Source organism: Maritalea mobilis, assembly GCF_019800885.1.
GTDB classification, from domain to species: Bacteria; Pseudomonadota; Alphaproteobacteria; order Rhodobacterales; family Rhodobacteraceae; genus Roseibacterium; species Roseibacterium beibuensis.
This window is the reverse complement of sequence record NZ_JAHVKE010000005.1, coordinates 59813-80429: the sequence shown is the minus strand read 5'-3', so window position 1 is coordinate 80429 and position 20617 is coordinate 59813. Positions and strand designations below refer to the sequence as shown.

Sequence of the window (20617 nt, the reverse complement as noted above, 5' to 3'; positions counted from 1 at the left end):
CACATGACCCAAAACGATTACAGCTTCGATTGGACGATCGCCCCGGAAACACCGGAAACCTTCTTCGGCGAGTATTTCGAAAAGAAGCCGATGGTCGTACGTCGCAACGACCCCGAGTATTACGGCGATCTGCTGACCTACGAAGACATCGATCGGGTCATCACGACGATGGGTCTGCACCACCCCGAGATCAACGTTACAAAGGCCGGCGGCAGCATCACGCCCGAGGATTTCGTCTACGAATCCGGCCTTGTCGATCCGGTTCGGGTGAACCAGCTCTTCGATGACGGGGCGACCGTGATCCTGTCGGGCCTGCACGACCGCCTGCCGAAACTGGCGCGTTACTGCCGCGCGCTGGAGCAGGTCATGTCCTGTCGTGTCCAGACGAATATCTACATGACGCAGGCCCAGACCCAGGGGTTCAAGGCGCATTACGACAATCACGATGTGGTCGTTCTGCAACTGTCAGGCACGAAAGAGTGGCGGATCTACGACACTCCGGTAGAGCTGCCGCTGAACAGCCAGGCCTTCAATCCGCATGACGTGGAGATCGGGGAAGAGACCGACCGCTTTCTTTTGCATCCGGGCGACATGCTTTATGTGCCGCGCGGGCTGGCCCATGACGCGGTGGCGACCGGTGAACCGTCGCTGCACATCACCACTGGCCTGATGCTGCATACCTGGGCCGACCTGATGGTCGAGGCGGTGCAGGTCATGGCGCATGACGATGCAGCGTTTCGCCGGGCCCTGCCCCCGGGCTTTGCCAGTGCAGGCTTCGACGCAAGCGCCCATGCCGGCACGTTCGATGCGCTGGTCAAGCGTCTGGGAGAGGCGCCGCTGGCAAAGCTGCTGGCCAGCTTCAAGATGGAGTTCCTGATGAACCGCATGCCGCGGGTCGAGGGGCAGATGGCGCAACTGGCCAAGCTGGACGGCCTGACGGCGGAGGCCCAGGTCGGCGCGCGGCCGCATGTGATCTACGACCTCGCGCATCTGGAAGAGGACGGACAGGTGCGCCTCGTGGCGCAGGGCACCGAGGTCATCATGCCCGATTTCGCCCGCGAGGCGCTGGAATACGCGATCACCACGCCCGCGTTCCGCATCGCCGACATGCCCGGGGAACTCGACGATGCCGGCAAGGTGGTTCTGGTAAAGCGACTGGTCCGCGAAGGCCTGATGGTGGTGCACTAACCCGGACACGGGTTTCGCCGCGCTTCGCGCGTCGACCGATGCGAGGGGGCGCTGCCCCCTCGCGCTCCCCCGGAGTTTTCTTGCCAAGATGAAGCAGCATTGACTCGGTGCCAAAGGCGACGCCCGCCTGAGACAAGGGTGGGGCCGTGACCCGACCCCGTCACTCGGCCTCGGCTGCAGCAACGTTCTCCTTGACCAGATAGAACGTGTCCGGCGTGACCGAGATCGTGTCGATACCGGCCTCGACCAGTAAACGCGCGAACTCGGGATCGTTGGACGGGGCCTGCCCGCAGAGCCCCACCTTGCGACCCGACGCATGGGCGCGTTCGATCACCTGCCGGATCATCCACAGGACAGCCGGGTCGCGTTCACGGAAGAGATGCGCCAATTCGCCGGAGTCGCGGTCGACCCCGAGGGTCAGCTGCGTCAGGTCGTTCGACCCGATCGAGAACCCGTCGAACCGTTTGGCAAATTCTTCTGCAAGGATCACGTTCGATGGAATCTCGCACATCACATAGACTTGCAGGCCGTTTTCGCCGCGCTTGAGCCCCGCTTCCTCCATGACCGTGAGAACGCCATCAGCCTCCTCCGGCGTCCGGCAGAACGGGATCATGACGATCACATTGGTGAACCCCATCTCATCGCGCAGATGCTTGATGGCCGCGCATTCCATGAGGAACCCGGGCTTGTATTGCGGCGCCGTGTACCGCGCCGCGCCTCGAAAGCCGATCATGGGGTTTTCTTCCCGTGGCTCGAACCCCTCACCGCCCAGGAGCGCGGCGTATTCGTTCGTCTTGAAATCGCTCATCCGCACGATAGCGGGCTCGGGCCAGACGGTGGCGGCGATCTGGGCAAGGCCGCGGGCGAGCGATTGAACGAAGAAGTCGCGCGGGCTGTCGAAGCCGCGGCTGACAGTGGCGATCTGGGCCTGCGTCTGGCTATCGAGCACGGAAGGATCATGCAGCGCCATGGGATGCGCGCGGATCGTGTTGGCGATGACAAACTCCATCCGCGCAAGCCCCACACCCGCTGCAGGCAGGCGCCACCAGCGGGTGGCCGAGGCCGGGTTGGCGAGGTTCAGCATCACCCGTGTTTTCGTGTCGGGTGGGGTGACCTGCCGAACCTCTTCGACCGTGATCTCGGCCTGGCCCTCATGGACGGTGCCCTCGGCCCCTTCGGCGCAATTGACGGTCACCTCCTGCCCATCGGTCAAAAGCGCGGTCGCGGTGCCGGTGCCGACGATGGCGGGCAAGCCCAACTCGCGGCTGACGATGGCGGCGTGACTGGTGCGCCCGCCGGAGTCGGTCACGATAGCCGAAGCGCGCTTCATGATCGGCACCCAGTCCGGGTCGGTGGTGCCGGTGACAAGAACCGCCCCGTCGATGAAGCGGTCGATCTGCTCGGCCGAGCGGATGACGCAGACCGGCCCGGCGGCCGCGCCGTTACCGATGGACAGACCGCCGAGCAGAACGGGGCCAGCGTCATGAACCTGATAGCTTCGCACCATGCTTTCGTCGGCACGGGATTGCACCGTTTCGGGACGGGCCTGCACGATGAACAACTCGCCCGTGTCGCCATCGCGGGCCCATTCCATGTCCATCGGGCAGCCATAATGCGCCTCGATCCGCGCGGCGTAGCGGGCGAGTTCGACGATCTCGGGGTCAGACAGAACGAAGCGATCGCGTTCGTCCTGTGTCGTGTCGATATTGACGGTCGGGTGTTCGTCATCCTCGGCATAGATCATCTTGATCTCTTTCGCGCCGAGGGTCTTTTCGATGACCGGCGAGAGCGCGGGATCGTCGAGAAGCGGCTTGAACACTTCGTATTCATCGGGGGTCACGGCGCCCTGCACGACATTCTCGCCAAGCCCCCAGGCGGCATTGATCAGAACCAGCTTGTCGAAGCCCGTTTCGGTGTCGATGGAGAACATCACGCCCGCCCCCCCTGTGTCGGAGCGCACCATCTGCTGCACCCCCACGGAAAGCGCGACGGCGAGATGATCGAAGCCCTGAACCCGACGATAGCTGAGCGCACGGTCGGTGAAGAGCGAGGCATAACACCTGCGACACGAGTCGAGCAGCGCGGCGCTCCCCCGTACATTCAGAAACGTCTCCTGCTGGCCGGCAAAACTGGCATCGGGCAGGTCCTCGGCGGTGGCCGAAGATCGTACGGCAACCGACAGCTCCGGTTTCCCGGCGCGCTCGGACAATGCGGCATAGGCCGAAAGGATCGCCTCGCGGATGTCATCCGGCCACGTGCCGCGCAGGATCATGGATCGGATCGCCTCGCCCGTTTCGTGGAGGCTGGCCCGCTCGGCGTCCCATTCGGCGATGGCGCCCGAGATCGCGGCGCGCAAATCGTTGTGGTCGATGAAACGCCAGAAGGCGTCCGCCGTGGTGGCAAAACCCGGCGGCACGCGGATACCTGCGCTGGAGAGGTTCTGCACCATCTCGCCAAGCGACGCGTTCTTGCCGCCGACCACGCCGACATCCCCGCGCGCGAGATCGTCGAACCAGATCACACTGGTCCCTGATTTTGCTGTCATGTCTCGTTTCCTCCCGATCCTGTCGGGAGAGGGTCGGACAGACACGGAGGCGCAGCCTTGACACACGTCAAGGTTGATCAGGTTTCGCGCAAGAGATGGTGACCCCGGCAGGACTCGAACCTGCAACCTATCCCTTAGGAGGGGATTGCTCTATCCAGTTGAGCCACGGGGCCGATGCCCCCTTGTCGGGCATTTCGATCCGTCACGCAACCTTGCCCGAGCCGGGTTGCGGTCAGGGCCAAGTGGCGCGTATCAATGGATGATAGCGCTACCCTGGCAGGACGATCCCTTTGCGCGGACGCAACCCTTTCGACGGAAAACCGCAGATGACCCTGCGCGACGTGGCCGAGGCGGCGGGCGTGTCGGAAATGACGGTCAGTCGCGTACTGCGCCAACGCGGGGATGTCTCAGAGAAAACCCGGGAACGGGTCTTCGCCGCGGCACGCCAGCTGGGCTACGTGCCCAACAAGATCGCGGGCGCGCTGGCCTCGAACCGGGTGAACCTGGTGGGGGTCGTGATCCCGTCCCTGTCGAACATGGTGTTCCCCGATGTCCTGGGTGGAATCGGCGAGGTGCTTGAAGAAACCTCTCTCCAGCCGGTGATCGGCACATCCCGTTACGATCACGAGCAGGAAGAGAAAGTCATCTACGAGATGCTGAGCTGGCGTCCCTCTGGCCTGATCGTGTCGGGGTTGGAGCATACCGATGCCGCCCGCGCGATGATGGCGAATGCAGGAATTCCCGTGGTCGAGGTCATGGACGTGGATGGCGACCCGGTTGCCGCGGCCGTGGGCATCAGCCACGAGGCGGCCGGGCGGGCCATGGCGCGCGAGATCGCGGCGCGCGGGTATCGGCGGATCGGCTATCTCGGGTCGTCCTCCATCGCCGATCACCGGGCGCAAAAACGGCTGAAAGGGTTCCGCGAGGGGCTGGCCGAAGCGGGCCTCGGGCTTGCGGACGAGTGTTTCTACGAGGGAAGCTCCGGCTTCGGCACCGGGCGCGGCATGGCCGAGGAGATCCTGACGCGGACGCCCGACCTCGATTTCCTCTACTTCAACACCGACATGAACGCGGCGGGCGGCCTGATCTATTGCCTCGAAAAGGGCTATTCGATCCCCGATCAGATTGGGCTGGCCGGGTTCAACGCCTTCGAGGTGCTGGACGGTTTGCCCATGCGCATCGCCACCATGGACAGCAAGCGGCACGAGATCGGCCGCAAGGCGGCGGAGTTGATCGCAAGCGGCGAATTGACCGACGAGATCGTGACGCTGGAGCCGGAGTTTCAGCCGGGCGACACGGTGCGTGACGGCTGAACAGGAAACGGGGGCGACTGCGCGTGGCACCCGCCCCCGAAAACAATCGTCAGATCAGAACCCGATCACCGCATCGGCCAAGGCCACGAACAGCGGGATGCTGAGGATGGCGACCGGGGTCCCGATGCCGGTGGACGACCCGATATAGGCCGAAGGGTTGGCCTCGGGCAGCGCGCCGCGGATCGTCGGCGGCCCCGAGATATCGGAACTGGAGGCCGCCATGACCGCCAGAAGGACCACGCCCCCCGCCGAGAAGCCGGTCAGGTAATGGGCGACCAGCCCGAGGCCGAAACCGATCAGGCCGTGCACGATGGGCGCGGCGACCGCGTAGGCGATATAGGCATGGGCGACCTTGCGCAGCTCGGACAACCGGCTCCACGCCTCCATCCCGAGGATCAGCATCAGGAGCGACAGAAGGCCCGAGAAGAGCGGATCGTAGAAGCTTTCGACCACCGCATCGGGCCGCGCCACGATGCCAAGGACCAATCCCAGCAGCAGGGCCGAGACAGCGGAACTGCGCAGCGTGTCGGTGATGATCTCTTTTACGACACCGGGTTGCCCGCCGCCATTGGACCCGCCGAAGGACAGGGTCATGGTCGCTGCGCCCCCTTGGCCGCTGGTCGCCGTCCGCGCGGTCGCCAGACGCCCAAGCACGATGGCCGTGACCAGCGCCGCGATATCCATGAAGGGATAAAGCGCGCCGATGAACCCTTCATACGGCAGGCCGCCATCCTGCATGACCGCCATGCCCGCCGCGAGCGTAGAGGCAGAGACCGCCCCGAACAGGCCCGAGGTCGCGATGCCGTCCACCGGTGAGACGCCCCGGGCGCGCGCCAATGTGACCGCGCCGATCAGGACGATGGCGATGCCGGTGACCATCGCGGCGATGGCGGGGACTAGAAGTTGGGCGAAATCCGCCTCTCGCACCGAGATGCCGGCTTCCAGCCCGACTTTCAGCAGCAGGACCATGACGATGAACTTGTAGATTGCGTCGGGCACTTTGAATTGGCTGCCAAGCGCGGCCAGGACCATGCCGCCGATGAGAAAGGACAGGGTCGGCTTTTGCAGCTGCGTGACCATTGTCGCCAGCAGATCGGACAGGAACTCCATAGGACACCTCCGGGAATGAATAACTGGAGTCGAGGTAGCGATGGCATGAAAAGAAGAAAAATATATCTTTCAGGATAAAATGTTCTATTTTTCAGAACATGAAGGATCTGAACTATCATCATCTTGGCTATTTCCGCGAGGTTGCCCATGACGGGAACCTCACCCGCACGGCCGAGCGGCTGAACCTGTCGCAATCGGCGCTGAGCACGCAGATCAAGGCGTTGGAGGATCGACTGGGGCAGAAGCTGTTTGACCGCGTCGGCCGTCGGCTGGAACTGACCGAGGTGGGGCGGATCGCGCTGGATCATGCCGACCGGATCTTTGGCACCGGGGAGGAGTTGCTGGCCACCTTGCGCCATGCCGGGCGCGCCGCCGCGCCCCTGAGGGTGGGGGCGCTGTCGACGCTGTCGCGCAACTTTCAGCTCGGGTTCCTGCGCCCGGCGCTGGAGGCCGGGGAAGTCCGCCTCGCCCTGCGCTCGGGTAATGTGCAGACACTGCTCGACGCCTTGAAGGCGCTCGCGCTCGACGTGGTTCTGACGACCGATCCGCCTCCTGGCGATTACGGCGCGCAATTCACCGCGCAGCGGATCGCGGAAACCTCCGTGGGCATCCACGGCGTGCCGGACCGCTTGCACCACGACACGCTGGCCGCCCTGCTGACCAGTGAGCCCTTCATCGTGCCCACCGAAAGCTCGATCCGCACCGGGTTCGAGGCGTTGACCGCGCAACTGGGCATCCAGCCCCGCATCGCGGCCGAGGTGGACGACATGGCGATGGTGCGCCTGCTGGCGCGCGAAGGGGTCGGCCTCGCCATCGCGCCGTCGGTCGTCTTCGCGGATGAATTACGGGACGGGCGGCTGCAAACGGCGCCGTTCGAGTTGGACATCATCGAAAGCTTTTTCGCGATCACCGTGCCGCGCAGCTTTCCCCACCCGGCTTTGGAAGCGCTGCTGCCGCAGGGCTGAAACCGCTCAGCATTCGGGGATGTTCACGGCCAACCCGCCCTGACTGGTTTCCTTGTACTTGTGGGACATGTCGATGCCGGTCTGGCGCATCGCCTCGATACAATTGTCGAGCGGGATGAAATGCGTGCCATCCCCGCGCAGGGCGAGGGAGGCCGCGGACACGGCCTTGATCGCGCCAAGCCCGTTGCGCTCGATACAGGGCACCTGGACAAGGCCCGCCACCGGATCGCATGTCATGCCAAGGTGATGTTCCAGCGCGATCTCGGCGGCGTTTTCCACCTGTTCATCCGTGCCGCCAAGGGCGGCGCAAAGACCCGCCGCTGCCATGGCACTGGCCGAGCCGACCTCGCCCTGGCAACCGACCTCAGCGCCAGAAATGCTGGCGTTATGCTTGATGAGGCCACCAATCGCAGCGGCAACCATCAGGAAGGTGCGCCGCCCCTCCTCGGTCGCGCCGATGCAATGATCGCGGTAGTAGCGCATCACCGCTGGCACGACGCCCGCCGCCCCATTGGTGGGCGAGGTCACGACACGCCCTCCGGCGGCATTCTCCTCGTTCACGGCCATGGCGTAGACCGACAGCCAGTCGTTCACCGTGTGGGGTTGGGCGATGTTCGTCCCTGCTTCGGCCTTGAGTTGTTCGTGGATGGCCCGTGCCCGGCGTTTGACCCGCAGGCCGCCGGGCAACTCGCCCGACATCCGCAGGCCGCGGTCGATGCAATCATCCATCGCGGCCCAGATCCCATCGACCCCGTCGCGAAGCGCCGCACGCGGCGTCAGGCGTTCCTCGTTCGCCCATTTCATCTGCGCGATCGTTTTCCCCGAGGCGCGGCCCATCGCCAGCATCTCGGCCGCCGACCCGAACGGATAGGGAAAGCCCGCTTCTTCCTTCTCGGCATGCAGGGCGGCGGCCCCGCCCTGATCCTGCTGCGCCAGTTCGCGCGCGGTCATCACGAACCCGCCGCCGATGGAGTAATAGGTCTCCTCCATGTAGAGGTTCCCGGCGGTGTCGAAAGCCCGCAGGATCATGCCGTTCGCGTGTCCTGGCAGGGGCGGGCCATAATCGAACACCAGGTCTTTCTCGGGATCGAACCGCAGGGGCGGCAGGCCGGGCGGCGCCACCTGCCCGCTGGCGCGAATGTCGGCCTCCAGTTCTTCGGCGCGGTCAGGGTCGAGGGTGTGGGGTTCGAACCCCGCGAAGCCAAGGATCACGGCGCGGTCGGTCGCATGGCCCTTGCCGGTGAAGGCCAGTGATCCGTGCAATGAACAGCCCAAAGCGGCCAAATCGCCCGCGCCCGGTTCCTTCTCGCGCCCGCCGCGCAGATCGGACAGGAAGCGCGCGGCGGCGGTCATCGGCCCCATCGTGTGCGACGACGAGGGGCCGACCCCGATCTTGAAGATGTCGAAAACGCTGAGAAACATGGCGCACCCCTTTTCGGGATGCACCCTAGCGCGCCGGATGGCTCAGGTCACATCGCATGCGACGCGCCGCGACCGGTCTGCGACAGCCCCCCGGTTACGACGACCGCGAAGCCCGGGCGTATTCGCGCAAAACCGCCTCGGTCCCGTCTTGCCAGATCCTGCGAAGCCATTGCTCGAACGCATCGGCAAACCCCGCATGCGACGCGAGATCGCCGTAGAGGTCGGCCTGCTGCAGCCAGCTGCGCGGATCGTCCTTTGCGGCTTGCGCGGCGGCAACAAGCGTGGCCCAGGCCGGATCGTTCGGTTCGATCACCGACCCATCCTCCCGCGTACCGGCACACATGCGGGCCCAGAGCGCCTCGACCAGTGCCAGCCCTCGGACGGGGCCACCGGCGGCGAGCGCATCGCGAAGGATCGGCAGGACAAACCCGGTGTGGCGGGACGATCCGTCAAACGCGACGCGGCGTGTCGTGTCGCGGATGGCCGGGTTGGAAAAACGCCGTTCGATCAGATCCAGGTATTGTGTCGGCGTCATGCCGGGGACGGCGTGGACGTAAGGCACGATTTCCTCGGTCTGCACCTTTCGGAAAAAGGGTGCGATGGCCGGATGCGCCGCGCATCCCGCGATGGTCGGCACCGAGAGCAGTTCGCCCGCATTGGCCAACACCTGGTGACCCGCATTCAGGATGCGGATCTTCATCATCTCGTAGGAATGCACATCGTCGGTAAAGGTGGCGCCGACACGGTCCCAATCGGGGCGACCGGCGCAGAAATCATCCTCGATCACCCATTGGCGGAAATTCTCGTGCGTGACGGGGGCGGCGTCCTCTATGCCCATCTCGCGCGCAAGGGCCAATTCTGCCGGCCCGGTCGCGGGGACGATGCAATCGACCATCGAGTTCGGAAAGCTCGCCTCGGCCTCGATCCAGTCGGCCAGGGCCGGATCGCTCAACCGGGCAAGGCCCACGACGGTCTGCTGCAGAACGCCACCATTGCCGCGCAGGTTGTCGCAAGACAGGCCGGCAAAGGGGCCGATCCCCGCCTCTCGCCTTGCGCGCAGGGCCGCGACCATCGCGCCGAAGGCCGTGCGGGGGCGGTCGGGGTGCTCTGCATCGTGCCGGATGTCGGGATGGCGGCTGTCGAACAGGCCGGTCGCCGGGTCCGTGTAATACCCGCCCTCGGTCACGGTCAGCGCCACGATGCGGACAGACGGGTCGGACATGGCCGCGATAAGCGGGCCATTGCCCTCTTCGATGGGCAGGTAGTCGATCATCGCGCCGGTGACCTCCGCCGAGCGGTGGTCGGGGGCGAGCTCGATCAGGGTGGTCAGGCAATCCTGCGCAATCAGCCGTTCGCGCATCGCCGCGTCATAGGGCCGGACACCTGCGCCGATGATCGCCCAATCCAGCGCCTCGCCTTGCTGCATCAGCCGGTGCAAATACCACGCCTGGTGCGCGCGATGGAAATTGCCCAGCCCGATATGAACGATCCCCGGGGTCAGGGCCGCGCGGTCATAGCTCGGGCGCGCGATTCCCTCGGGCAGATCGGCCAGCGTGCTGTTGGACAGCCGGACGGGGTGGGCAGTGCTTGAAATCATCAGCTCATCCATTGTCCGCCGTCCACGTTGTAGCACTGCGCCACGATGTAATCGGCCTCGGGGGTGGCGAGGAATACAGCCATGCCGGTCAGGTCCTCTGCCCGCCCCATGCGCCCGTAGGGGACACCTGCGCCGACCTCTTTCTTCTTTTGCCCCGGGGCCTTGCCCTCGTACTTGGCAAAGAAGGCGTCGACGCCGTCCCAATGCTCCCCATCCACGACGCCGGGCGCGATGGCGTTCACGTTGATCCGGTGCTCGATCAGGTTCAGGCCGGCCGATTGCGTCAGGCTGATGATCGCGGCCTTGCTGGCGCAATAGACCGCGACGAGCGGCTCCCCCCGGCGACCGGCCTGGCTTGCCATGTTGATGATCTTGCCGCCCTGGGCCCGGTCGATCATGTGCCGCGCGACGGCCTGCATGGTGAACAGCACGCCCGAGACGTTGATATCGAACACGCGCTGGTAATCCTCGCGCGTGATCTCGACGATGGGTGCGGCACTGAAAATCGCGGCGTTGTTGATCAGGATGTCGATATGGCCCATGGCCGCGATCGCCTCGTCCACGGCGGCGTCGATGCTTTCCTGTCGCGTCACATCCATCTCGATCGCGGTGGCGGCCGGGCCGATCTCGCCCACGGTTTTCCGTGCGCGGGCGATATCGATATCGGCGATGCAAACCTTGGCCCCCTCGCGCACATAGGCCTCGGCAAAGGCCCGCCCGATACCGCGGGCCGCACCGGTGATCAGTGCCGTTTTTCCTTCAAGCCGGCTCATGCGATCCGCAGCCCCTGCGCGTCGAAACGGTGCATCCGCTCTTCATCCGGCGTGAGGTAAATCGTGTCGCCGTGGTTCATGTCGACCTCGCCCCCGGCGCGCACGGTGATCGGTTCGGGCCAGCCGTCGACATGGACATGGAAGAACGTGTCAGAGCCCAGGTGCTCGGCCACGCCGACCCTGCCCTTCCACTGGCCTTCGGTCGCGGACGGCGTGATGTGCTCGGGGCGGATGCCGACAGTGGTCGCCCCCCGCTTCTCGGCCTCGGCCCCTTCCAGAAGGTTCATCTTGGGGCTGCCGATAAACCCGGCGACGAATGTGTTGCGCGGTTCACGATACAGTTCCAGCGGGCTGCCCACCTGCTCGATATGCCCGGCGCGCAGCACCACGATCTTGTCGGCCATGGTCATGGCTTCGACCTGGTCATGGGTAACGTAGATCATCGTGGTCTTGAGGCGCTTGTGAAGCTCGGAAATCTCCAGCCGCATGCCGACACGCAGCGCCGCGTCGAGGTTCGACAGCGGCTCGTCAAAGAGGAAGGCCGCAGGCTCCCGCACGATGGCGCGGCCGATGGCGACGCGCTGACGTTGACCGCCCGAAAGCTGGCCCGGACGCCGGTCCAGGTAGTCGGTGAGGTTCAGAACCTCTGCCGCGGCCTCGACCCGCCGGTTTTGTTCGGCTGGGTCCAGCTTGGCCATGCGCAGCGGGAAGGCGATGTTCTTGCGCACCGACATATGCGGATAAAGCGCGTAGGACTGGAACACCATGGCAAGGCCACGCTTGGCGGGCGGCACCATCGTGGCGTCCTGCCCATCAATGCGGATCTGTCCGCCGGAGACATCCTCCAGCCCCGCGATCAATCGCAGGAGCGTGGACTTGCCGCAGCCCGAGGGGCCGACGAAAACCACGAACTCCCCGTCTTCGATGGTCAGGTCCAGCGGCGGAATGACTTCGACCTCACCGAAGGCCTTGCGGACCTTGTCGAGCGTGATGCGTCCCATGCAGAGGTCTCCTTATTTCACCGCGCCGAAGGTCAGGCCGCGGACGAGTTGTTTCTGGCTGAACCAGCCAAGGATGAGGATCGGCGCGATGGCCATGGTCGAAGCCGCGCTTAGCTTGGCGAAGAACAGGCCCTCGGGGCTGGAATAGCTGGCGATGAAGGCCGTCAGGGGGGCCGCGTCGACCGCCGTGAGGTTGAGGGTCCAGAACGCCTCGTTCCAGGCGAGGATGAAATTCAGCAGGAGGGTCGAGGCGATGCCGGGCACGGCCATCGGCGTCAGGATATAGAGAAGCTCCTCCTTCAGGCCCGCGCCGTCCATCCGCGCGGCCTCCAGGATCTCGCCGGGGATCTCGCGGAAGTAGGTATAAAGCATCCAGACGATGATCGGCAGATTGATGAGCATCAGGATCACGACCAGCGCCGCGCGGCTGTCGAGAACGCCCAACTCGATGCAGAGCAGGTAGATCGGGTAAAGCACACCCACCGCCGGCAACATCTTGGTCGAGAGCATCCACAGCAGGATGTCCTTGGTCCGCTTCGACGGGACGAAGGCCATGGACCACGCCGCCGGAACCGCGACGAGTATGCCCAACAGGGTGGAGCCGCCCGCGATGATGATCGAGTTCCACAAGAAGCGCATGTAGTTCGAGCGTTCCTGCACGACCGCGTAATTCTCCAGCGTCCAGTCGAAGAACAGGAAGACGGGCGGGTTCGCGACGGCCTCCCCTTCGGTCTTGAACGAGGTCAGGATCGTCCAGAGGATCGGAAAGAAGATCAGAAGGCCGATCGCCCAGGCGATGGTCGTGTTGATGGCCTTGCGTTGAGTGGTAACGGCGCGTGCCATGGTCAGGTCCTCCTCAACGGTCCAGGTTCTTGCCGACAATGCGCATCAGGAAGAGCGCGACGATATTGGCGAGGATGATGGCGTAGACGCCGCCCGCGCTGCCCAAGCCGACATTCTGGCTTTCGAGAACGCGTTGGTAGATCAGGTAGGTCAGGGTCCGGGTGCCGAAGGCCCCACCGGTGGTCACGAAAATCTCGGCGAAGATCGACAAGAGGAAGATCGTCTGGATCAGGATCACGATGGTGATCGCGCGGCTGAGATGCGGCAGCGTGATGAAACCGAACCGCGCCAGCGGCCCCGCGCCGTCCATCTCGGCGGCCTCGAGTTGTTCACTGTCCAGCGACTGGATCGCCGTCAGAAGGATAAGGGTGGCGAAGGGCAGCCATTGCCACGACACGATCATGATGATCGAGAAGGTTGGCACATCGCTGAGCCACACGACCGGGTCGGCGCCGAAGGCCCGCCAGAGATGCGCGAACAGGCCGTTGGTCGGATCCATGAACATGTTCTTCCAGACCAGCGCCGACACCGTGGGCATGACGAAGAAAGGCGCGATCACAAGGATGCGGACAACGCCCTGCCCCCACATCGGCTGATCCAGAAGAAGCGCCAAGAGAATGCCGAACACGATGGAGACCAGCAGGACACCACCGACGATGACAAGGGTGGTCTGAACCGCGGGCCAGAACGAGCTGGAGCTGATGAAGCGGGTGTAGTTTTCAAACCAGACGAAACCCTGGTCGCCACCACGAAGCGGCAGGAAACGGCGGAACGAGAACCACAGCGTCATCGACAGCGGCACGAGCATCCAGACCAGAAGCAGGAAGACCGCCGGGGTCATCATGATCCGTGCTGCGGTTCGGGAATGCTGGGTCGCCATGAGACAGATCCTCTGCATGCGGACGCAAGCGCCCGTGACAAGCCGGTATTAGCGGATTGTGCGGAAATCGGAGGGGGGTGGAAGGCGGCGGCGCGCGCCGCCTTCCGATTTTCGGGCGAGCGTCGGCTTAGCGGTAGCCGGCCGCTTCCATCGCCTCGTTGGTGATGTCTTGCGCGCGCTCCAGCGCCTCTTCCACGGTCTGCTGACCGGCATAGGCGGCGGCGAATTCCTGGCTCACCTCGGTGGCGATGCCGGCGAATTCGGGGATCGCGACGAACTGGATACCGACATAGGGAACCGGGTCGACGGTCGGGTTGGTCGGATCAGCCGCAAGGATCGAGTCCAGCGTCATCTGTGCGAAGGGCACGTCCTGGTACTCGGGCGTTTCATAGAGCGAGGTGCGCGCACCCGGCGGCACGTTCGCCCAGCCTTCGTTCTCGGCAACCAGCTCGATGTACTCGCGCGAGGTGGCCCACTCGATGAATTGCAGAGCGGCGTCAGCCTGCTGCGTGCCGGCGGGGATCGCCAGTGCCCAGGCCCACAGCCAGTTCGAGCGACGCTCGACACCTTCGCTGTTCGGGGCCAGTGCGAAGCCGACGCTGTCCGCCACTTCCGATTCCTCGGGGTTGGTCACGAAGGATGCGGCCACGGTGGCGTCAATCCACATGCCGCACAGACCCTGCTGGAACAGCGACAGGTTCTCGTTGAAGCCGTTGTTCTCGTAGCCGTCGGGGCCGTAGTCGTTCATCAGGTTGACGTAGAAGTTCAGCGCCTCGGCCCATTCGGGCTGATCGAACTGGGCGTTCCAGTCTTCGTCGAACCAGCGCGCGCCGAAGGAATTGCCAGTCACGGTGATGAAGGCCCCGCCTTCGCCCCAGCCGGGCTTGCCGCGCAGACAGACACCGTTGACGCCATTTTCGGGATCATCCATCGCGGCGGCAGCTTCGCGGATGAACTGCCAGGTCGGCGCATCGGGCATTTCAAGGCCCGCGGCTTCCATCAGGTCGGTGCGATACATGATCATCGACGACTCGCCGTAGAACGGCGCGGCGTAGAGCGTGCCGTCATGGCTGAGGCCGGCACGCATCGCGGGCAGCAGGTCGTCGACGTCATACTCGTCGGACAGGCCATCGAGCGGCACAAGCCACCCGTTCGCGCCCCAGATCGGCGTCTCGTACATGCCGATGGTCATGATGTCGAACTGGCCACCATTGGTGGTGATGTCGGTCGTCACGCGCTGACGCAGGACGTTTTCCTCCAGCGTGACCCATTCGACGGCGATGCCGGTCTGCTCGGTGAAGAGGTCGGTGTACCCCTGCATCCGGATCATGTCGCCGTTGTTGACGGTCGCGATGGTGATGGTGGTGTCCTGGGCCGTGGCGGCCGAGGCGATTGCGCAGAGTGCAGCAGCACCGGACGCGCGAAGCACGGTCTTGAGAGACATCCGTATCCTCCCTGGTTGGATGTGACGCGTGCACCCTGCTTTCAAATCATACGCGGGTCAACAAAATTTTTACGCGCGTCAATTTTAGGTCCGGATCACGCCGACGCCCGCACGACCAGGTAAGGCTTGAAAAGCGTTTCCGTGCGCTCGCGGAAGCGGCCACCATGCTCGATCATCTCGAACAGGGTTTCGACACTGCGCCCGGCTACCGCCTTGTAATCATGGGCCGCTGTGGTCAGCGCGGGGCAGGTGAATCGGGAAAACGGGTGGTCATCATGCGAGGCCACGCGCAGGTCGCAATCGGGTCCGCGCCCGACACGCAACTCGCGCTCATAGCAGGCCGACAGCACCCCGATCGCAAGGCGATCGTTGCTGCAAAGAATCGTGTTCGTCTTGAAATCACCCGCCGCGATGGCGCTATGCGCACCGCGCCGGCCGATCTCTTCGAACCCCCAGCCATCGCCCTCGACGCTGACCACGACGGGCGATTCGCCGTGCCGCGCCATCGCCTCGAGATAGGCGATCCGGCGCTTGTTCGCGTTCGGGTTGGCAGGTGTGCGCATCTCGAAAAAGCAGGGCGGCTCCCCGCTGCGACACAGGTAATCGACGGTCTGATCCACGAAACTGGCATTGTCGGAACCGATGAACGCCTCTCCCATGCCTTCGATATTGCTGTCGAACAGGACGGTCGGCACATCGCGGCAGAAGCGTTCGATCACGCCCTTGTCCGAGATCCGCCCCAAGGGCGCAAGCAACACGCCGGCAGGCTTCAGCGCGCGGAGCGTGTCGAGGTTGTCATTCTCCTGGTCGGTCTGGCCATGCGAACTCATCAGGATCGGCCGATACCCTGTGTCGATGCAGAGTTGTTCGATATTCCGGGCAATCTCGGCAAAGAACGGATCGGCAAGGTAGGGCACCACGATCCCGATATTCTTGGTCAGGCGCCTGTTCTGGTTCACCGCGTAGATGTTCGGACGAAAATCGTATTGCTCCAGCGCCTGCTCGATTCGCTTGCGGGTGGACGGGCGGACGCTGTCAGGGTCATTGAAGTATTTCGACACGGTCGGCCGGGACAGGCCGCTGAGCGCCGCGAACTCCTCCATGTTCCTGATCTTCTGTTCGCCCATGCGGACCTCCTGTGTCGTCGAAACGACGGTGCTCCGGAATACCCCTTGCGTCCCGAACCAGAATTCCCGCAAACCTTACGCGAGTAAAGTTTTACTTTACCATGGAAAGGTGCGGACCAAGCCCGAGACTGGCGAACCCGTCCGAATTTGGGAGGACACGAAATGTATCTCGGTATCGATCTCGGGACGTCTGCGGTAAAGGTCTGCGCTTTGCAACCCGATGGCCGGGTCGCCGCAACGGCAACAACGGCCTTGTCTGTTTCCCACCCGTTCGACGGCGCCAGCGAGCAGAACTGCGCCGATTGGTGGGCCGCCACCTGCACAGCCGTCGGCAGCCTGTCCGCCGACCTGCGCGCGCAGGTGAAGGCCATCGGACTATCCGGGCAGATGCACGGGGCGGTACTGTTGGACAGGGACAAGCGCCCGGTGCGCCCGGTCATCCTCTGGAACGACGCCCGCGCGACCGAGGAATGCGCCGTGATGCTGGCCGCGGAACCCGACGCGGGCGCGCTTTCCGGCGTGCTTCCGATGGCGGGCTTCACCGCGCCCAAGGTGCTCTGGCTCTCTCGCCACGACCCAAAGGCTCATGCCCGTATCGCGCATATCCTTCTTCCGAAGGACTATATCGGCCTGCGCCTGCATGGAGAGATGGTCACCGATCCGTCCGATGCGGCCGGCACATCCTGGTTCGACGAGGAGCGGCGCGCCTGGTCCGACCGCCTGTGCGAGATCAGCGCGACCGACCCGTCCTGGCTGCCCGAGGTGAAACATGGCACCGAGATCGCGGGCCACCTGTTGCCGGACCCCGCCGCAGAGCTTGGCCTGCCGGTTGGCATTCCCGTCGCGGCAGGGGCTGGCGATGCCGCCGCAGGGGCGGTCGGAATCGGCGCTGTCGAGGCCGGGGACGGGTTCATCTCGCTCGGCACGTCGGGACAGCTCTTCTTCACGACCCCCGATTACCGGCCAAACCCCGAAAGCCGCATCCACGCCTATGCCCACACGATGCCCGGCTACTGGTTCCAGATGGCGGCCATGCTGAACGGCGCGCGCCCGATGGCGTGGCTCGCGAACCTGTTGCAACGCCCGATCGAAACCCTCCTTGCCGAGGCCGAGGCCGCGCCGTCCGGCCCCCTCTTCCTGCCCTACCTGACCGGAGAGCGGACACCCCATGGCGACACGGACATCCGCGGCGGCTTCGCAGGCCTCGGCGAAACCACGTCGCAAGGCAGCCTGATGCGCGCCGTGGTCGAAGCCGTCGCCTTTACCTTCGCCGACGCCATTGCCGCGCTGTCCGACTCCGGACAAGCGCCCGAGGCGTTGCTGGCCATCGGTGGCGGCACCAGAAGCGATTTCCTCATGCAGACCATCGCCGATGTCACGGGCTGCCGACTTGGGCGCAGCGAAGGGGCGGACCTTGGCCCAGCCCTCGGGGCCGCGCGCCTGGCTTGGGTGGCCGCTGGCGATGGTCAGGTATCCGAGGTGATGACCAAGCCCGATGTCCGTCGATGGTTCGAGCCTTCGAGCGATCACGGCGACGCTTTGAAACCGCGCCTCGCGGCCTTCCGTGCGCTCTACCCCGCCCTCAAGGGCGTGCAGGCCAAGATGCACTGATCTGCATCGCAGCGCCGGCGAAGGACGGCCCGCTAGCCCAATCAAATGATATCGTCAAACCGGTCGGGCAAGCTGACCACCATGATCCTGTTTTCCCAAGGATTCTCGATATCGTGCCCGTAGATCGCGTTGTAGGTCCTGAGATCGCGGGGGCGCGTTGCGCCGCGATCGCCGCGCTTTCCGATCTCGGTGTAAACCTTGTCGGCAACATCGTCATAAGGAACGATATCCCGGCACGCCGCGACATTGCGGGTAAGGCTCAAGCGACCCGACGTGTGGTTGGTAAAGGTGACGCCCACCTGCTCGGATGTCCGAACGCCGACTTTCATCTCCAGATGACGCAGCGAGGCGTTGGCCATGTGCAACATCAGAAGGTCGTGCGACAGCGCCACCGGCTTTCCGACTGCCACATGTCCGCCGATCGTCAATTCGGTTGGCCCGCTCACGATGTTCGGTTTGACATAGAGCTTGCTGATCGCCCCGACGGAGCGCTGCGCCATCAACGGTTTCGAGGGGGCCAGCGGCTTCTCGCCCGGAACTTCGACGATCTCTATGCCCTTCGTATATCGATAGCCGACATCCGCGGCATCCTGGATGGCTTCGTGAAAGCTGCGTCCACTCTGCGGATCAACGCAGACGAGTTCATCGCAGTCCCCGCGCACGAAAAAATCGTACTGACCCTTCAATGCCGTCAGGAGATCCCAATGCGCCTTGATGAAGCGTTCATTGTCAGCAATGCGATGGCCAGACCGGCCCTCCATGAGGCTGACGTTCACACCGCTGAGATCAACCTCGGTCTGCCAATCGTCGCCATCGAGCATGACGTACAGGTTTTCGCGGCCAAGCAGCCGACCGTAATATCGCACCCAGATATCGAGGAAGAAGTCATCTTTCCTGACATGGGTAACCGCAGCAACCCGCAACGCTTTTCCTCGCTTTTCTGCCCGTCACATTGACGCTCACACACAAGGGGCTTTGACGCAAGCAGAGGTTCAGCAAGAGGTTTCCATCACGCCGATCAATCGCCCCGGCTGGATAGCCTCCTGACACCGCGTGGTGCCTGTGCCACCGGTGGCATGACGTGGGCCTCCTGGCTGTCACTGCGGGTCGGCATAGGCCGACAGGATTTGAGTTAGATCCTGGGGAGGGATTGCCATCGGCTCCAGGTCGAAGCGCGCCATGCGGCCCGCGATTTGGGACGGTCGCGCATATTTCTCGATCCAATGGTAGTAGGGCCTGCCGGTATAGTCATCGAACAGTAGCGTAACGGGCTTTCGTGTCCGAAAGAGAGTCGTGAGGACGCAGGCAACTCGGAAACGCCCGTCCACAAGCACAATGTCAGGTTGCTTGAACTGGATCAGATCCCAGACGCTGGCGGGGTACCGGGCATATTGCGCATAGCCTTCGCAACCTGCGGGTTTGCCCCACGCCTTTGTTTGCCCGATGTCGACATACTGCACCGTGAAGTCGGCATGTGGATGTGCGGCTTGCAGGCTGTCGTAGATCGCAAGCGCCCAGGCGCGGTCGGACTCGACCGCGAAGAGCGTCTTGGCATCACCCTCGAGCGCCACGAAACTCGACCCGCCGCTGCCATATTCCAGGATCGTGTCGGCTTTTGCGTATTCCGCGCGCAAAAGCGCGGCTTCCTCGTCTGGCAAGGTCAACGGGAAATGCCGCGGCTCGACACGGGCTGGGCGGGTTGCCCTACAGGCGTCAAGGACATGCGCAGGGATGTCTGCAAGCCGGGCATCGAGACGCGTCCGAGCCTCAGCTTCGGCCTCGGCCACGCCTGGCAGGGACCGAAGATACTCCAGCTCATCCCGCGTCGCATCGGCAAGGCGCAGGATCCGGCGGTCCTGCGTCGCGGCGTAATTCTGTGCACGATACAGGTCGCTGGCGGTCTGATCGAGGCTCTGTGCCGTTTGGCCGGCCTCCACCCCATGCGCGAGGTTGTGTTTCAGGACGAAATGCTCGGGCGTTCGCACGGCGTAGCAGTTGATCTGAGCCAGGGCGTAACCGTGTTCGTCAGGTTGAACCTGTCTGGTTCGGCTGAAATCCTCGCCGCTCATCCACCGCCGATGCGCGCGGTGACGCAGGTCAAGCGCATTACCGCTCGCCATCACGAATGAAAGGTCGGACGCATCCATGCCCGCGCGAATCTTGGGGCGGTGCGTTCCGTGAAGGGAGAAGCCCTCGATCTTGTCCGAGCAACGAAAAAGCGTCTTGGCTTCCAGGTTGCTGCCACCATCAGCGGCGGCAGCGTCGACAAAATCCTCGGAAACCAGGTGCCCCGGAAAGCGGTCGTTGCCGCCATCGCCCATCATGCGGCGGGGAACCAGTATTCCGTCGCGATCCGCAAGCATGTCGATCAGGGCGTCCAGCGTGCCGTTGCCTGTGGAGATCACCAGGAACTCATCCGCATCCAGCCACATCGCCCAATCGGCGCCTTCGAGGATGGCCGATTCATTCGCGAGGCGCGCCGCATCGGCCAGCCGCTCAACGCCGGGCGCGGGTGCGTGCTCGACATGCGCGATGATATCGTTCGCGGCCAATGCGTTGAGCAATCCGGTGGAGCCATCGTCGCTTTCGCTGGAGAACACGACAAGTCGAGTGAACCCAAGCGCACGATGATAGGCGACCCACTCCAGGAGGAATGGCGCCTCGTTTTTCACCGCGGCTATGAGCAAACGAGTCGCGTGCCCCCTGTCCGCCGAGCCTTTCATCGTCTTTTTCTTGCTCTGGGGCTTGGATTTGGAACGGCGCTGCATCGTTGCTTCCAAGTTTGAACCAGCCTGCCA

General features: G+C 64.1%; 16 protein-coding genes and 1 tRNA gene. 4 read left to right on the top strand and 13 right to left on the bottom strand.

The genetic code is table 11. The annotated features are described in order from the left end of the window. Nucleotides 1-3: 3 nt before the first annotated feature. Nucleotides 4-1188, top strand: coding sequence for a cupin domain-containing protein (locus KUV65_RS16305; RefSeq protein ID WP_222191794.1), 1185 nt, complete (start codon nucleotides 4-6; stop codon nucleotides 1186-1188). A 160-nt stretch (nucleotides 1189-1348) separates the two neighbouring features. Here KUV65_RS16305 and ppsA read toward each other — a convergent pair whose 3' ends face one another. Together ppsA and KUV65_RS16295 are read right to left on the bottom strand one after the other, a co-directional pair. After that, on the bottom strand, nucleotides 1349-3733 hold the full coding sequence (gene ppsA / locus KUV65_RS16300; RefSeq protein ID WP_222191793.1) for a phosphoenolpyruvate synthase: 2385 nt from the start codon (nucleotides 3731-3733) through the stop codon (nucleotides 1349-1351). A gap of 96 nt (nucleotides 3734-3829) precedes the next feature. Then, a tRNA-Arg gene (locus KUV65_RS16295) sits at nucleotides 3830-3906 on the bottom strand. Nucleotides 3907-4059: 153 nt separating this feature from the next. Here KUV65_RS16295 and KUV65_RS16290 point away from each other — a divergent pair. Further along, entirely contained in the window at nucleotides 4060-5046 is a 987-nt protein-coding gene (locus KUV65_RS16290; protein WP_222191792.1) for a LacI family DNA-binding transcriptional regulator, read from the top strand. A gap of 54 nt (nucleotides 5047-5100) precedes the next feature. Here the strand turns inward: KUV65_RS16290 and KUV65_RS16285 are convergent, their stop codons facing one another. After that, entirely contained in the window at nucleotides 5101-6156 is a 1056-nt protein-coding gene (locus tag KUV65_RS16285) for a sodium-dependent bicarbonate transport family permease (RefSeq protein ID WP_222191791.1), read from the bottom strand. Nucleotides 6157-6254: 98 nt separating this feature from the next. Here KUV65_RS16285 and KUV65_RS16280 point away from each other — a divergent pair, with 98 nt between their 5' ends. After that, the gene (locus KUV65_RS16280; protein ID WP_222191790.1) at nucleotides 6255-7121 is read left to right on the top strand and encodes a LysR family transcriptional regulator; all 867 of its coding nucleotides are present in this window, start codon (nucleotides 6255-6257) and stop codon (nucleotides 7119-7121) included. 6 nt (nucleotides 7122-7127) lie between these two features. On the opposite strand, the gene KUV65_RS16275 is transcribed toward KUV65_RS16280, so the two are convergent. From KUV65_RS16275 to KUV65_RS16240, 8 genes are all read right to left on the bottom strand, one after another. Further along, complete coding sequence (locus tag KUV65_RS16275) at nucleotides 7128-8543, bottom strand: L-serine ammonia-lyase (RefSeq protein ID WP_222191789.1); 1416 nt, start codon at nucleotides 8541-8543, stop codon at nucleotides 7128-7130. 94 nt (nucleotides 8544-8637) lie between these two features. Continuing rightward, the gene (locus KUV65_RS16270) at nucleotides 8638-10140 is read right to left on the bottom strand and encodes a mannitol dehydrogenase family protein (protein WP_261331848.1); all 1503 of its coding nucleotides are present in this window, start codon (nucleotides 10138-10140) and stop codon (nucleotides 8638-8640) included. Next, entirely contained in the window at nucleotides 10140-10913 is a 774-nt protein-coding gene (locus tag KUV65_RS16265) for an L-iditol 2-dehydrogenase (RefSeq protein WP_222191787.1), read from the bottom strand. The genes KUV65_RS16270 and KUV65_RS16265 overlap by 1 nt, the downstream gene beginning before the upstream one ends. Then, entirely contained in the window at nucleotides 10910-11914 is a 1005-nt protein-coding gene (locus KUV65_RS16260; protein WP_222191786.1) for an ABC transporter ATP-binding protein, read from the bottom strand. The genes KUV65_RS16265 and KUV65_RS16260 overlap by 4 nt, the downstream gene beginning before the upstream one ends. Before the next feature lie 12 nt (nucleotides 11915-11926). Next, the gene (locus tag KUV65_RS16255) at nucleotides 11927-12757 is read right to left on the bottom strand and encodes a carbohydrate ABC transporter permease (RefSeq protein WP_222191785.1); all 831 of its coding nucleotides are present in this window, start codon (nucleotides 12755-12757) and stop codon (nucleotides 11927-11929) included. 13 nt (nucleotides 12758-12770) lie between these two features. After that, complete coding sequence (locus tag KUV65_RS16250) at nucleotides 12771-13637, bottom strand: carbohydrate ABC transporter permease (protein ID WP_222191916.1); 867 nt, start codon at nucleotides 13635-13637, stop codon at nucleotides 12771-12773. 127 nt (nucleotides 13638-13764) lie between these two features. Then, a complete protein-coding gene (locus KUV65_RS16245) occupies nucleotides 13765-15081 on the bottom strand; it encodes an ABC transporter substrate-binding protein (RefSeq protein ID WP_222191784.1) in 1317 nt (438 codons plus the stop codon). A 95-nt stretch (nucleotides 15082-15176) separates the two neighbouring features. Continuing rightward, nucleotides 15177-16208, bottom strand: a complete 1032-nt coding sequence (locus tag KUV65_RS16240) for a LacI family DNA-binding transcriptional regulator (protein WP_222191783.1) — start codon at nucleotides 16206-16208, stop codon at nucleotides 15177-15179. A gap of 162 nt (nucleotides 16209-16370) precedes the next feature. On the opposite strand from KUV65_RS16240, the gene xylB reads away from it, so the two are divergent. Continuing rightward, nucleotides 16371-17819 (top strand): xylulokinase, encoded by a 1449-nt coding sequence (gene xylB / locus KUV65_RS16235; protein ID WP_222191782.1) that lies wholly within the window; start codon nucleotides 16371-16373, stop codon nucleotides 17817-17819. 41 nt (nucleotides 17820-17860) lie between these two features. Here the strand turns inward: xylB and KUV65_RS16230 are convergent, their stop codons facing one another. Both KUV65_RS16230 and KUV65_RS16225 read right to left on the bottom strand, forming a co-directional pair. Further along, a complete protein-coding gene (locus tag KUV65_RS16230) occupies nucleotides 17861-18742 on the bottom strand; it encodes a glycosyltransferase family 2 protein (RefSeq protein WP_222191781.1) in 882 nt (293 codons plus the stop codon). A gap of 174 nt (nucleotides 18743-18916) precedes the next feature. Further along, nucleotides 18917-20599 (bottom strand): glycosyltransferase family 2 protein, encoded by a 1683-nt coding sequence (locus tag KUV65_RS16225; protein WP_222191780.1) that lies wholly within the window; start codon nucleotides 20597-20599, stop codon nucleotides 18917-18919. Nucleotides 20600-20617 lie beyond the last annotated feature (18 nt).

Coding starts and splice junctions, on each gene's coding strand:
- KUV65_RS16305 (WP_222191794.1), top strand. CDS start 4: ATGACCCAAAACGATTACAGCTTCGATTGGACGATCGCCCCGGAAACA.
- ppsA (WP_222191793.1), bottom strand. CDS start 3,733: ATGACAGCAAAATCAGGGACCAGTGTGATCTGGTTCGACGATCTCGCG.
- KUV65_RS16290 (WP_222191792.1), top strand. CDS start 4,060: ATGACCCTGCGCGACGTGGCCGAGGCGGCGGGCGTGTCGGAAATGACG.
- KUV65_RS16285 (WP_222191791.1), bottom strand. CDS start 6,156: ATGGAGTTCCTGTCCGATCTGCTGGCGACAATGGTCACGCAGCTGCAA.
- KUV65_RS16280 (WP_222191790.1), top strand. CDS start 6,255: ATGAAGGATCTGAACTATCATCATCTTGGCTATTTCCGCGAGGTTGCC.
- KUV65_RS16275 (WP_222191789.1), bottom strand. CDS start 8,543: ATGTTTCTCAGCGTTTTCGACATCTTCAAGATCGGGGTCGGCCCCTCG.
- KUV65_RS16270 (WP_261331848.1), bottom strand. CDS start 10,140: ATGATTTCAAGCACTGCCCACCCCGTCCGGCTGTCCAACAGCACGCTG.
- KUV65_RS16265 (WP_222191787.1), bottom strand. CDS start 10,913: ATGAGCCGGCTTGAAGGAAAAACGGCACTGATCACCGGTGCGGCCCGC.
- KUV65_RS16260 (WP_222191786.1), bottom strand. CDS start 11,914: ATGGGACGCATCACGCTCGACAAGGTCCGCAAGGCCTTCGGTGAGGTC.
- KUV65_RS16255 (WP_222191785.1), bottom strand. CDS start 12,757: ATGGCACGCGCCGTTACCACTCAACGCAAGGCCATCAACACGACCATC.
- KUV65_RS16250 (WP_222191916.1), bottom strand. CDS start 13,637: ATGGCGACCCAGCATTCCCGAACCGCAGCACGGATCATGATGACCCCG.
- KUV65_RS16245 (WP_222191784.1), bottom strand. CDS start 15,081: ATGTCTCTCAAGACCGTGCTTCGCGCGTCCGGTGCTGCTGCACTCTGC.
- KUV65_RS16240 (WP_222191783.1), bottom strand. CDS start 16,208: ATGGGCGAACAGAAGATCAGGAACATGGAGGAGTTCGCGGCGCTCAGC.
- xylB (WP_222191782.1), top strand. CDS start 16,371: ATGTATCTCGGTATCGATCTCGGGACGTCTGCGGTAAAGGTCTGCGCT.